Annotated in this window: 15 protein-coding genes; 2 read left to right on the top strand and 13 right to left on the bottom strand. The window is 59.8% G+C overall.

Annotated elements, in window-relative coordinates; genetic code table 11:
• Positions 1–36 precede the first annotated feature (36 nt).
• The 3 genes from VWY75_RS10290 to VWY75_RS10280 form a co-directional block, all read right to left on the bottom strand.
• Positions 37–504 (bottom strand): YbjN domain-containing protein, encoded by a 468-nt coding sequence (locus VWY75_RS10290; protein WP_416534658.1) that lies wholly within the window; start codon positions 502–504, stop codon positions 37–39.
• 58 nt (positions 505–562) lie between these two features.
• A complete protein-coding gene (locus tag VWY75_RS10285; protein WP_416538329.1) occupies positions 563–4,018 on the bottom strand; it encodes a chromosome segregation SMC family protein in 3,456 nt (1,151 codons plus the stop codon).
• A gap of 134 nt (positions 4,019–4,152) precedes the next feature.
• Positions 4,153–4,479, bottom strand: coding sequence for a hypothetical protein (locus tag VWY75_RS10280; protein ID WP_416538328.1), 327 nt, complete (start codon positions 4,477–4,479; stop codon positions 4,153–4,155).
• Positions 4,480–4,638: 159 nt separating this feature from the next.
• Here VWY75_RS10280 and VWY75_RS10275 point away from each other — a divergent pair, with 159 nt between their 5' ends.
• Complete coding sequence (locus tag VWY75_RS10275) at positions 4,639–5,409, top strand: FadR/GntR family transcriptional regulator (protein WP_340546517.1); 771 nt, start codon at positions 4,639–4,641, stop codon at positions 5,407–5,409.
• Positions 5,410–5,442: 33 nt separating this feature from the next.
• Here the strand turns inward: VWY75_RS10275 and VWY75_RS10270 are convergent, their stop codons facing one another.
• From VWY75_RS10270 to VWY75_RS10240, 7 genes are all read right to left on the bottom strand, one after another.
• Complete coding sequence (locus VWY75_RS10270; protein ID WP_416538327.1) at positions 5,443–6,192, bottom strand: N-acetyltransferase; 750 nt, start codon at positions 6,190–6,192, stop codon at positions 5,443–5,445.
• A 194-nt stretch (positions 6,193–6,386) separates the two neighbouring features.
• The gene (locus VWY75_RS10265) at positions 6,387–6,947 is read right to left on the bottom strand and encodes a F0F1 ATP synthase subunit B (RefSeq protein ID WP_260082157.1); all 561 of its coding nucleotides are present in this window, start codon (positions 6,945–6,947) and stop codon (positions 6,387–6,389) included.
• A gap of 4 nt (positions 6,948–6,951) precedes the next feature.
• A complete protein-coding gene (locus VWY75_RS10260) occupies positions 6,952–7,497 on the bottom strand; it encodes a F0F1 ATP synthase subunit B' (protein ID WP_260112726.1) in 546 nt (181 codons plus the stop codon).
• A gap of 86 nt (positions 7,498–7,583) precedes the next feature.
• Positions 7,584–7,808, bottom strand: a complete 225-nt coding sequence (locus tag VWY75_RS10255) for a F0F1 ATP synthase subunit C (RefSeq protein ID WP_008562443.1) — start codon at positions 7,806–7,808, stop codon at positions 7,584–7,586.
• Positions 7,809–7,865: 57 nt separating this feature from the next.
• Complete coding sequence (locus tag VWY75_RS10250; RefSeq protein WP_340546514.1) at positions 7,866–8,669, bottom strand: F0F1 ATP synthase subunit A; 804 nt, start codon at positions 8,667–8,669, stop codon at positions 7,866–7,868.
• A gap of 27 nt (positions 8,670–8,696) precedes the next feature.
• The gene (locus VWY75_RS10245) at positions 8,697–9,041 is read right to left on the bottom strand and encodes an AtpZ/AtpI family protein (protein ID WP_416538351.1); all 345 of its coding nucleotides are present in this window, start codon (positions 9,039–9,041) and stop codon (positions 8,697–8,699) included.
• 197 nt (positions 9,042–9,238) lie between these two features.
• Positions 9,239–10,132: a DMT family transporter gene (locus tag VWY75_RS10240; protein WP_416538326.1), complete on the bottom strand. Its 894-nt coding sequence runs from the start codon at positions 10,130–10,132 to the stop codon at positions 9,239–9,241.
• Positions 10,133–10,228: 96 nt separating this feature from the next.
• Between VWY75_RS10240 and VWY75_RS10235 the strand changes: the two genes are divergently transcribed.
• Complete coding sequence (locus VWY75_RS10235; RefSeq protein WP_340546511.1) at positions 10,229–10,576, top strand: ArsR/SmtB family transcription factor; 348 nt, start codon at positions 10,229–10,231, stop codon at positions 10,574–10,576.
• Here VWY75_RS10235 and VWY75_RS10230 read toward each other — a convergent pair.
• From VWY75_RS10230 to VWY75_RS10220, 3 genes are all read right to left on the bottom strand, one after another.
• Positions 10,565–11,491, bottom strand: coding sequence for a DMT family transporter (locus VWY75_RS10230; RefSeq protein WP_340546510.1), 927 nt, complete (start codon positions 11,489–11,491; stop codon positions 10,565–10,567). The two genes, VWY75_RS10235 and VWY75_RS10230, sit on opposite strands and share 12 nt — an antisense overlap.
• Entirely contained in the window at positions 11,488–12,366 is an 879-nt protein-coding gene (locus VWY75_RS10225; protein ID WP_416538325.1) for a LysR family transcriptional regulator, read from the bottom strand. Before VWY75_RS10225 ends, VWY75_RS10230 begins: the two co-directional genes overlap by 4 nt.
• 107 nt (positions 12,367–12,473) lie before the next feature.
• Complete coding sequence (locus VWY75_RS10220; RefSeq protein ID WP_340546508.1) at positions 12,474–13,001, bottom strand: prolyl-tRNA synthetase associated domain-containing protein; 528 nt, start codon at positions 12,999–13,001, stop codon at positions 12,474–12,476.
• Positions 13,002–13,009 lie beyond the last annotated feature (8 nt).

Below are 13,009 nucleotides of genomic sequence, written 5' to 3'. Positions count from 1 at the left end.
CTGATCTGTCACGTTTCGGTGACGAAACCTTCTGGGTCACCAATCAATGAATTCTTCGAATTCCTGTATGATCCTGGACCAGTAGCTCAAGAGCTCGGCGAAATCGTCCGGGTTCATCCCGCTTTTGCCAAGATAGACGTCCAGCTCAACCCGAGCGGATCCCTCGTCCGAGATATAAGCACGGCCAAAGCGGTTCTCCGTGTTCCATTCGTTGATCTTCGCCACACGCACGCCGCCATCCGTCTGGTAGCCCGAAAAGAACTGTATCGCATCGCAGTTCCTATTGTTCTCGCAGCCATAGAAATAGATTGAGAAGTCATTGCCGTAATAGTCGACCTTTAGCTTGGGGTCGCCCACATCGTCAGTTGTGACCTCAAAATCGACCCCTTCAGTCTCAAAAAAATTTGCAAGCGTGGTTGCATCCTTCGCAAGGATATTTTCAGCGTGCCCCAGACCAGGAATGGCGACCAGGGCTGCGGCTGTCAGTAGAGAAAGAAATTTCATTGCAAATCCTGTCATTGTCGCGACGACGATAGAACCAGCGGCCTTGTTGAACAAGGGTTCAGGCGACCAGAGATTCGGCCTTCTTGAGATCGACAGATACCAGCTGGCTCACGCCTTTCTCCTGCATGGTCACGCCAAACAACCGATCCATCCGCGCCATGGTCACCGCGTGGTGCGTGATGATCAGAAAACGGGTGTCGGTCTGTCGGCACATCTCATCCAGAAGATCACAGAAACGGGTGACATTGGCATCATCCAGAGGTGCGTCGACTTCGTCCAACACACAGATCGGTGCCGGGTTCGACAGAAACACCGCAAAAATCAAGGCCATAGCGGTCAGAGTCTGTTCTCCGCCGGACAACAGTGAGAGCGTTGACAGCTTCTTACCCGGTGGCTGGCACATGATCTCAAGCCCGGCGTCCAGCGGGTCGTCACTTTCGACCATAACCAGATTGGCCTCGCCGCCGCCGAACAGATGGGTGAACAGCATGGTAAAGCTGGCGTTCACCTCCTCAAAGGCGGTCAGAAGCCGTTCACGTCCCTCACGATTGAGGCTGGCGATCCCTGCGCGCAACGTCTTCACCGCCTCTTCCAGATCGGCTTTCTCGGTGACCAGCTGGTCATGCTCTTCCTGCACCACACGGGCGTCTTCTTCGGCGCGCAGATTGACGGCTCCCAGCGCATCGCGCTGGCGCTTGTGACGGTTGACCTCCGCTTCCAGCTCCTCTGCATTGGGCATGTCTTCAGGCGTGGCATCAAGGCGGGCCAACAGGTCGTCCGGCACGGTCTGCTGTTCCTCACGGATCCGCGCCTCCGCATGTCCCACCGCCTCACGGGCGGCATCGCAACGCGCTTCGGAGCGGGCTCGTGCTTCGCGTGCCTCTGACGCAAGGCGCGCGCACTCGCGCTCGGCCTGTACAGCATCGCGCAACACGGTTTCAGCGCCGATCAGCGCGTCCGACGCAGCAGCCTTGCGCGCCTCTGCCTCTTCAATCGCGGCATTCAGTTCGTCATGTCTCTCCGCAATTTCAGCTGGAACCGCATGGGCCTCTTCCAGCTCTTCTTCTGTCGCCGCGCGACGCTCGGTCAGCTCGGCAATGCGCCTCTCGGCGCTGTCCAGACGATGACGCCAGCCGGAGAGCTCTTTGGTCACCTGCTGTCCGCGTGCGGTCCGAGCCTCGCCTTCGCGACGCAATTCATCCTGCGTTGACCGATGTGTCAGCATAGTGATCCGCGCGGCTTCGACCGCTTGCTTTACATCCTCGACCTTGGCGCGCGCTTCGGAGAGGTCTTCAAGGCCCTCCACCGCAGTCTCAGCCTCAGCCAGCTGCGCCTTTGCCGCCGCTGCATCCTCGTCATGGCGGGTCACTGCAATGCTGAGAGTTTCAAGTTTGCCTTCGGAGAGGTTGCGGTGGCTTTCGGCCCTGCTCAGCGCACGCGCGGCATCGGCGACGCGCTGATCCGCGACCCGGCGCGCCTGACGGGCGGCCTGATCAGCGGCGGTCACCTCCTCAAGCTTTCGCATCAGGACCTCATGTGCCGCCCTGGCGCCATCGGCACGCGCTCCTACATGCTCCATGTCCTGTTTCAGCGTCTCGAGACGGTTCATCTGCTCCAAACGCAGCGCTGCAGCACTGGGTGCATCCTCCGCCCAGGCGCGGAACCCGTCCCAGCGCCACAGATCCCCCTCCAATGTCACAAGACGCTGCCCCGGCAACAAGCGAGAATGCAGGTCTCTTGCGGCATCACTGTCGACCAGACCAACCTGCGAAATCCGACGCTGCAGCGCTGCCGGGCAGCTGACATGCAGAGACAGCGGCACAGCGCCCGCAGGCAGAGCCGCATCGCCGTCATAAGGCGGCAGGGTAACCCATCCACTTGGCCCGTCGATCTCTGCAAGAGGCGCACGCAGATCATCTGCCAGCGCCGCCCCGAGTGCCTTTTCATAACCGGCGGCGACACGCATTTCATCCAGAACATGCCCGCCCTCGGCAGTGTCACGTTCCACCAGCTTCGCAAGGGCCGTCACCTCAGCACGCAGCGCACCCAGCTCTCCTTCGGCTTCGGAGCGGCGAGCACGGGCCTCTGCTTCTCGCGATTGGGTGTCATTGCGGGCTTCATCCGCCGCCGCGAGGGTTTCATCTGCCAGTTCAGCAGCTGCGCGCGCCTCTTCTTCAGCGTCGACTGCCGCTTCAAATGCGGCCTCGGCTTCGGCCAGTGTTTCGCGGGCGACCGCCATCGCCTCGCGGGAACTGCCGCCTTCCTCTTCCGCACGACTCAGTGCGCGACGGCAATCCTCAACCTGGCGCTGCGCGGACTGGTGGCGCGCGGCTAGCCGTGCCACATCTTCGGTCAAACTCGTCAGATGCTCTTCGCGCGCCTGAAGAACAGATCCGGCCTCGCGGGATCGCTCAACGGCTTCGGCCATGCGGTCATCATGGCCAATGGCCGCCCGCGCCAATTCGCGCTGTTCCCAGTCCAGCCGCTCGATTGTCTCGCCGGCATCCCGGTTCAGCCCGCTTTCACGTTCGATATCAAGGCCCAACTGCGCCACACGGTTGGTCAGCGTCTCGATTGTCTGGCGTGCCTGTGACTCTTGATCGCTCAGCGCATCGCGCTGCACGAACAGACGTTGCAGGACCGCCGCTGCGATCGCTTCTTCCTCGCGCAGAGGCGGCAATGCGCCCTCTGCTTCTAGTCGCTTCCCATCTGCGACACGGGCCAGCGCCTCGGCCTTGGCGGCCTGCGTCTCACGCGCGCGTAGGACATCTTCTGCCTCAAGCCGCGCGTCATCGGCCTCGCGCCAGCGGCGATACAGCAACATCCCCTCCGCCCGGCGCAGCTGCTCACCGATATCACGATAGCGCTGCGCCTGTCGGGCCTGACGGGCCAGTTGCGAAAGCTGAGCAGCCAGTTGCTCGATCACGTCATCCACGCGCAGCAGGTTCTGTTCGGTGTTCTTGAGCTTCAGTTCAGCCTCATGCCGCCTCTGGTAGAGTCCCGAAATACCTGCAGCCTCCTCCAGAATACGCCGCCGGGCCTTCGGTTTGGCATTGATCAGTTCGGCAATCTGTCCCTGTCGAACCAACGCTGGCGAATGTGCGCCGGTCGAGGCATCAGCAAACAGCATCTGCACGTCGCGGGCGCGCACATCCTTGCCATTGGTCTTGTAGGCACTGCCAACATCACGGGTGATGCGGCGCAGAATTTCCAGATTGTCACTTTCGTTGAACCCGGACGGCGCAAGCCGCTCGCTATTGTCAATTTGCAGGCTGACCTCAGCAAAGTTACGCGCAGGCCGGGAACTTGTCCCCGCAAAGATCACGTCCTCCATGCCACCGCCGCGCATGGCCTTCGGGCGGTTTTCGCCCATCACCCAACGCAGCGCCTCGAGCAGGTTCGATTTGCCGCAGCCATTTGGTCCGACAACCCCAGTCAGGCCATCCGCGATCAGCAGATCCGTTGGGTCCACAAAGCTCTTGAAGCCATTCAGTCTGAGTTTCGAGAAGCGCAAGCCGATATCCTGTGATTCATTGGGGTCCAAGTGTCATGGGTTTGTTACACCACTGTCAATGTGGCCGCCCCCCAAATCCGCTAGCTCAGCGCGATATCGCCACCATATATTGTGGATAACTTTCTATTTCCCGCTTAACCGGCTACGCAGTCCAATCGCCCGACCAGCACGGCCTGATCGCCCAGTACATAGCCCACGCTACACCCACTGGCCAATTCCATGGCACGGGCCGCCCGACCTCTGATCGGTCCAAGCCGCGGCGCATACTGTGGGTTGACGCGAACGGCTTCTGCCAACCGACCGCGCATCCTGACATCAAAAACGCTGCCGTCCACGGCAATCCTCTGCACGGTCTGGCCCCGAAAATGCGGGCTTGCGGTATCGCAGGCGGCAAGTAATACGACAAGGAGGAATGTAAAAATCGAGCGGAATAGAACCGTGGATCTGGCCGGGTCGAACATGCGTATCACCGTGACGGTTGTGACAAATTCTTCGGTCTTGCTCTCACAGCTAGCATGGAACGCGCAGGTTGTCTGCCGAATGGATGCCGCCCTCTTGCAGCCGCACCTGCCGCGTGGTCATATGTTTTGACCAATAACGCACCTCAGAAGGCAATCATCATGCCCTTTCAAAAAGTTCAGCCCGAAAAACTCTCTGCTTCAGTGGTGCGCCAGATCGAACAGTTCATTCTGCGAGGCATCCTGACACCGGGCGAGCGGTTGCCTGCGGAACGCGAACTGGCGGAGCGTCTGGGCGTATCGCGGCCATCCCTACGGGACGCACTGGCAGAATTGCAGAGCCGAGGCCTGCTCACGTCGCGGGCCGGTGCCGGTGTTTTTGTTGCCGATGTGCTCGGCTCAGCCTTTTCGCCTGCCCTGGTGCAGCTCTTTGCCAGCCATGATGAGGCCGTCTTCGACTACCTCAGCTTTCGCCGGGACATGGAAGGCCTCGCGGCGGAGCGCGCGGCCAAATACGGCTCCGACTATGATCTTCAGGTCATTCAGACCATCTTTGAAAAGATGGAACAGGCCGGTGATCCTGCCACTTCAGAGGAAGCGGCAGCTCTGGACGCGCAGTTCCATTCCGCGATCATGGATGCGAGCCACAATGTCGTCATGCTGCATATGATGCGGTCGATGTTCGACCTGCTGCGGGAGGGGGTCTTCTACAACCGCCAGATCATGTTCCAACAGCACACCACGCGCGAGGCCCTGCTCGCGCAGCACAGCGCCATCAACGCCGCTTTGCAGGCGCGCGACCCGGATGCAGCGCGGGCGGCGGTCGAAACCCATCTGGATTACGTGAAACAGGCGCTCAGCGACCATCAGCGCACCCTGCGCAACGCGGAAATCGCCAAGCAGAGGCTTGAGCACGAAATCAGCAAATCCTGAGCCAGGCGCCGACCCCATTCAGCACGGCCGGGGTCAGGCTTCGGGCAAGGACGCGAGCCATTCGGCCACGACCTCTTCGGGGTATCCTCGGTGGAAATGCGACTTCCACGGGTAGGCTGGCCGATCGGTGCCGTCTTTCAGCCGGACCTTATTCGCATCCCCCCTGTCGACCGCCGGGTTCCCAACCGCGATCCGATGATCTGCAACATCTCTCGTGACTGCGCTACAGGCTCCAACCAGGGCACCCTCGCCGACAGTCACCCCGGGGAGGACAGTGGTCATCGTGGCAATCACAGCAAATGACTTGATCCGAGCGCCAAGCAATACCTCGCTGGGCGGATGGGGGTCATTGGTCAGCACAACATAGGGAAAGATCCAGACATAATCGTCGATGACGCTCTTTTGGCCGATATGGACATTGCTGTGCAGCCGGACGTAATCACCAACGGTGCAATGACCCTGGATATCGCCCAGAGTGCCTATCTGGAAACCGCGTCCGGCCGAGGTCAGTTCACGGACGGTGACACGATGACCGGTCACCAGCCCCTCTCCAAAAGTCGAGCTTTCATAGAAAACACTGTGTGAACGTATGTTGGAGCGTGCCGAGATCCGCAGCGGCGTCCCATCCCCAAGCCGGGTTTCAACGCCGAGTTCGCAATTGCTTCCTATGCTTGTGCCCTCACCGATCTCGACATTGTCATGGATGATCGAGAACGGACCGATTTCCACGCTTGGGTGAATCTTGGCATTGGGGCTGACAATGGCCGTCGGGTGGGCGCGCATGTGAGTCTCCTTCGGGACTTGGAGGCCCGAGCTCCGGCTCGGGATCTTGGCTCACTTCTATCGTTCGGCCCGTGTCCGATCCACCATTTAGGTCAGCAACCGCCCCACTCCAATGGCCAAGCCCACAGCTGGGCGAACAAAAAACCCGGCCACATGAGCCGGGTTTTTTAATACGCGCCGATAACAAGTGCAGGTTAGTGCAGCTTGGCGTCCACGTCAGCGATAGCAGCGTCGATCAGCTTGTTGGCTTCTGTCGCTGTCATCTGCTTCGAAATCACAGCATCCGCCGCCGCGATAGCAACGAGGATGGCCTGATCGCGTACTTCTTTCACCGCAGAATCCTGCGCTGCCTTGATCTGCTCCTCGGCAGCCGTCATACGACGGGCGATCGAGACTTCCAGATCCGCCTTGGCCTGCTCAGCCGCCTTGGCAGCATCTTCACGTGCCGAAGCAACGATCCGGTCAGCCTGCGCCTGAACTTCCTGCTGCTTACGTTCGTAAGACGCCAGAATGGTCTGGGCTTCTTCACGCAGGGCACGGGCCTCTTCGAGGTCCTTCTTGATGCCTTCCGCACGGGCGTCAAGCTGACCCCCCAGCAGACCGGGCACCTTGGCATAGAGCAGAATACCGACGAACAGCAGGAACGCGAGCGTCACGACAAAGTCGGTGTTGCTCATCGACAGGAACGGGCCAGACGCCGCAAACGCGGGGCTGGTGGCACCAAAGGTCAGAGCAAGAGCCAATACTGAGCGCATGTTCTTATCCTTTCATCCGGTCGGCAACCGCGGCTGCGACGGCTTTTTCGTCTGCCTTGCCACCAAATGCGGCGACGATTTCGGCGGCGGTATCTACAGCGACGGCTTCGACGCTGGCGATGGCACCGGCCTTGATCTCGGCGATGACGGCTTCTGATTCCGTTGCTTTGGCCGATATCTGTGCGTCTGCCTTGGCAATGGCCTCATCCAGATCTGCCTGGATTTCCGCACGGGTCTCAGCAGCGATGCGCTGAGCCTCGGCACGGGCATCCGCCAGAGCTTGATTGTAAGCGGTTTCGGCCTCAACGGCTTTGGCCTTCAGGTCTTCAGCCGCGGCGAGGTCGTTGGTAATGGTTCCCTGACGCTCGGCCAACACTGCCGCAATGCGGGGCAGCGCGATGCGCGACAGGATAAAATAGATCACGACGAGCGTGACCACGAGCCAGAAGATCTGGTTCGCATAGGTCGAGAAGTCCAGCTGCGGCATGCCGCCCGAACCGTGGGCAGCCTCTGCGGCACCGTGACCTGCGTCCTGCGTCTGAGTTGCCATGTCGTCCTCCTAGGGAACTTGCCGTTACACCGGGCGGCGCAGTCGTCCACACCGCCCGGCCGTAAGGAAAATGGTTCCGAAGGGTCTTAGACGGCGAACATCAGCAGCAGAGCGACCAGGAACGAGAAGATGCCCAGAGCTTCTGCAAATGCGATGCCGATGAAGAGGGTTGCGGTCTGGGAAGCAGCCGCGGAGGGGTTGCGCAGAGCGCCTGCCAGGAAGTTAGCAGCAACATTGCCAACACCCAGTGCAGCAATACCAGTACCCATGCCAGCCAGGCCAGCGCCGATGTGTGCGAGTTCGCCTTCCATTGTGTATCTCCTTACGATTGGAAGTTGAGGATCTTGTTGTTCAGACCTAACCGCGACTTAATGCGACGGATGAAGCGCGTCCTTCAGGTACACGCAGGTCAGAATGGTGAACACGTATGCCTGAATGAAGGCCACGAGAACTTCGAGTGCGTAGACCGCGGTGATGGCAAAGATCGGCAGGAAGCTGAACAGGCCCAATGCGCCTGCAAAACCTGCGAATACCTTCAAAACCGCGTGACCAGCCATCACGTTACCTGCAAGACGAATGCAATGGCTGACGGGGCGCACGAAATAGGAAATCAGTTCGATGATCGCGAGCACCGGGCGCAGCGCCAGCGGTGCGGAGCTGACCCAGAACAGGCCCAGGAACTTGGTGCCGTGCAGCACAAAGCCGGTCACGGTCACGGTCACAAAAACCAGCATCGCCAGAACCGCAGTTACGGCAAAATGCGAGGTGGTGGTGAAGCTGCCGGGGATCAGGCCCAGCATGTTCGCGGTCAGGATGAACATGAACAGGGTCATAATGTAGGGGAAGAACTTCAGACCGTCTTTACCGGTGACGTCTTCGACCATCTTGTAGATGAACCCGTAGGCAAGTTCAGCAACCGACTGAATGCGCGACGGAACAATCGCGCGCTTGGACGATCCCAGTACCATCAGAGCGAAGATTGCGACAATCGCCAGCCCCATCCACAGGGTCACGTTGGTCGGGGTGTAGAAGTTCAGCTCTGCTGCGCCACCCAGCGGCTTTACCAGGAACTGGTCAGTCGGGTGAATCTGGAGCCCCGGAATAGCGGGCGCAAAGAACAGCCCAGACGCAAGTACCAGCAGAAAAGCTGCACCAAAGATTAGTTTGCCCATTGTCCCGTTTCTCCTGTCGCCGGGGGATCAATCCCGGTCTTGCGCATCTTGTTCGGCCATTTCGGCCAGTTTCTTTTCCTGGATCTCTTGCGCGCTGCGGATCATTGTTTTTACCCCGGCCGCCAAACCCAGCATTGTGAACAGCACCAGAAAGATCGGTATGGTCCCAAAAAGAAGATCCAAACCGTACCCGATGCCAAAGCCGATCATCAGACCGGCCACCAATTCAATCACCATTCTCCAGGCATCGCTTGCCGTCGAATAATGTTCGTCCACACGCGGCTTGGGCTCATGGGCCTTACGCGCCTCTGCCAGTCTGGCCTCGAGCTGCGCCAAACGCTGCTTTTCCGGCTCTTGTGACACGGGCACCATCCTCACGTGAATTCTGATGCGGTGCTAAGGAGTCCTAGGTCCAGAGTCAACAACGCAGATTGCACTGCGGCAGGACGCGCAAGATATTGAAAATAATAAATATTAAAGACAGCCCCTCTTGGCCACGGATGACTTTTCGTAGCGGCCCCGTGAAACTCACCCTGAAAACTCATATTCAACCAAAAGGTTGATTTTCCTCAGAGCGCGGGTTTGCGCCGGATTTTGCCAACCAAACGGCCGTCGATCATCACCAGCCCGAGCAAGATCGCAGCCATGCCCGCCAGATGCTCCATTTTAAGAGGTTCCTGAAGCACCCAGGCCCCCATCACCAAAGCCGAAACCGGCGCAATCAAGGTGGGCAGGGTAATATTGGTTGGCCCCACCCGCGGCAGAACCCAGTAGAACAGGATAAAGGCGGCGGAGGTCAGAATGAAGCCAATCACCAGCAGCGCACCCCAGGTCTCCAGCCGTGTGATGACAGGCACGCCTTCGGCCCAGATCGCAAGCGGCGCGATCGCGGCTGTTGCTCCGGTCAGGGCGATGGCAACCAGGACCACCGGATCCATATCGCGAAACTGCCGGGCAATATTGACTGAGAACGCGTAGCACAGCGGCGCACAAAGCGTCACGAGCACGGCCCATATCTCGGACTGCCGCCCCCCTTGCAAAAGCGGCAACGACAGCACCAGAATACCGAGGAACCCAAACATCACACCCATTGATTTCAGCACTGTCGCCCGCTCTCCACCCGGCCAGAAATGCGCCACAACAACTGCTAGCGCCGGGGTAAAGGCATTGAGAATCCCGGCCACGCCGCTGGCAATATGCTGCTGACCCAGTGCGTAAAAGGCAAAGGGCGCAGCGTAGCTCAATACGCCGAAGCCAAACAAAGCCAACCAGCGCGACGGTTGCTCCGGCACCCGTTTGCGGGCCGCCAAAACATAGATCCAGCATCCAAGCGCCCCAAAGCCGACACGGCCCATCGAAACCGACAGCGGCCCCAATTCGCGCAGCAGCACAGCGTTGAACATGAAGGACATGCCCCAACCGATGCCCAGCACAAAGATCGCCGCCCAATATTTCAGTGCCATGTCACATCTCTCCGGTGCTGCAATCTCTGACCCGGGAGTTATGGGGTTCACAGCTTGGGATTGTCGACCCGCATTCTGCGGTTTAGGTGTGTCAGAATGAGCGACCCCCTTGATATTGTCTTTGCCGCGCTTGCGGATCCAACACGACGCAGCATTCTGACCATGCTGCTGGAGGATGATATGGCTGTTACAGACGTTGCGGATCCCTTTGACATGTCGCTGGCGGCAATCTCCAAACACCTGACGATCCTGAGCCGCGCCGGTTTGATCGCGCAGGAAAAACGGGGCCGGGTCAAATGGTGCAAGCTACAACCGGATGCCATGCGGTCCGCCAGTGTCTGGATGCAGGGGTTTGGTCAGTACGAGCCCGTCAATCTGGATGCGTTCGAGCGGTTCCTGGAAACCGAACTCGGAACCCCGGCGAACGATCTGTCATCGGATTGACGCCGATCCGCCAGCCTCTGCCGCTGCCATCGGTGGGCGACCTTCCCGCAGCAGAAGCCAAAGCGCCCAGATCGTGCAGAGCACGCCCAGCGCCACGATACCGCCCGGAGCCGGTCGACCCAATGCGATTTCCCACAGGATGACCCAGCTCGGCGTCAGATAGGTATAGGCCATCACCTTGGCGGACGGCAGATGAAGCGTCGCGTATTGCAGCAAGACAAAGGTCGCGGCACTGGCAATCAGCGCCACATAAAGCAGAACCAGCCAGACAAGCGGTGACAGCCCGACCCAATCCGTCGCGCGGATATCAGCCCAACCCACCACCACCAGGATGATGGCCCCGGCAACCAGCATACCAAAGGTAAACACCACCGCAGGTTCCCCGCGATTCAGCAGCCGCACCATCGGCGTATAGACGGCATGAGCCACGCAGCCCCAGAAATAGATCACCTCTCCGCGACCGACCTCAAACGCCCAGATCGCCGCCAGATCACCACGAAATATGACCCAGATCGCGCCCGCCGCGCCGATCGCCAAAGCCAACGCCATCCGCCAGCTCGTAACCTGGCGCAACAGCAGCCAGCCGAAAATGCCGCTCAGAACCGGTGTCAGCGTAAAGACGGCGGCCGCACTGACCGGCGCTGCCGTTTGCAGGCCATAGAACATCAGAACAAAATAGACCGCAAAGAAGCCGCCCAGAAGGATGAAGCGCCAGGGCGCCTGAAAATTCCGTCGCCGCAAGCCATGAGTCACCTGGGCGGCAATGCCAATCACAACCGCAGCAATTATGAACCGCGCCGCGTTCAGGGCCATCGGAGCGATGTCGTTGGCGACCATGGAGCCAAGCGAAAACGATCCGGCCACCAACGCCGAGAAGAGCAGCATAGCCAGATGGCCACGATGAGCCGGTGTCATTCAGCCCAGGCCTTGGCTTCTGCTTTCAGAAAGCTGAGGAAGCTCTGAACCTTGGTGGTGCGGTGCAGATCCACATGGGTGACCAGCCACAAATCGCCACTCCACTCGGGCAGCGGCTCCATGATCTGTGTCAGCTCGGGATGCCGCGCAGCTTCCCATTTGGTCAGAAAGCCGATCCCCGCCCCGGCCAAGAGCGCGTCCTGTATCGACGCCCCATTGACGCAGCGGAACGACAGCGCGCTCTCGGGGGCATGCGCTCGCAGCCAGCGGGAGTAAGGCGCGCGGCTGTCGATATCATCGTTACAAATGAAGCGATGATTGGGCATATCCTCAAGCCCGTTCAAGGGGCCGAGCCGCTCCAGATAGGACCTGCTGGCGTAAAGCCCATGTTGCTGACGCATAAACGGCTGAACCACGTTGTCAGGCTGCTCAGGCGGAGATCCGGCACGAATCGCCACATGCGCCTCACCGTATTCCAGGCGAAACAGGCGGCTGCCGGTCAGGAACCGGATCACCAGCTCCGGATGCTGACGCTGAAACTCGGTCAGTGCAGGAACCAGAAGCGCCGACATCGACGACAGCGATGTCACGACCAGTTCGCCCGAGACAGCATCGCCGTGCCCCTTGAGCCGACCGACAAGCTGGCCAAACTGATCATCTGTGGCCTGCGCCACGCGCAGCAGATCCTGCCCGGCCTCTGTCGGTGTGTAGCCACGGGCATGGCGTTGGAACAGCTTCACGCCCAACCGCGCCTCAATAGCATCGACGTGGCGGATGACCGTGGCATGGTGAACCCCCAAAACTTCGGCGGCGCCGCTGACCGTCCCCATGCGCGCGACCTGATAGGCAGTGCGTACCTCGTCCCAGTTCTCCATGGCTATCTCTCAACTTGCGCCCCACTTACTGCAAACATGCACATTCCACCAAGGACGGCCAGAGAAAGGTTCGCAATTGCGCAAAGGTCAGCCAGAGTTTGAGCAGTTCAGACCCAGGTGATCGCCACACCCAAACGCTGCATCACATCGAGAAAGGCCGGACGGCTCAGCGCGACCGTCCGATCATTAACCAGCGGGTGCATGTAGATCAGGTCGACCTGCTGGGCAGCCTTGTCCATGTAGAAATGCACATCTCTTTCGACACCATTGATCATCGCAAGCGGCGTCACCGCTCCTGGGCGCACACCGAGGGTCTGAAACAGCCGCTCTGCCGAGCCGAACGACAGCGTCCCCAGCCCCAGCTCAGCGGCGAGACGCTTCAGATCGACGTCGCGGTCCTGTTCCAAGCTGATCAGGTGGTTGCGTTTCTTCTTGTCCCGCAAATAGAGGTTCTTCAACCGCAATGCGGTCTTCCCCGGCTCTACGAACTCCGCTTCGACCGCTTTTGCCTCCTCAACCGTGCGCAGCGGTGGATGGCGGTGCAACCGGTAGCCGATGCCCCAGACATCCAGCTGCGCCAGCAGTTTATCGCAGGAAACCGGTAGGCTGTCCTGTAGCTCGGTTGATGCATCCATTGCGGCCT

This window comes from Phaeobacter sp. JH20_08, assembly GCF_048056635.1.
Lineage (GTDB): Bacteria > Pseudomonadota > Alphaproteobacteria > Rhodobacterales > Rhodobacteraceae > Phaeobacter > Phaeobacter bryozoorum.
This window is presented reverse-complemented; position numbering and strand designations above follow the sequence as displayed.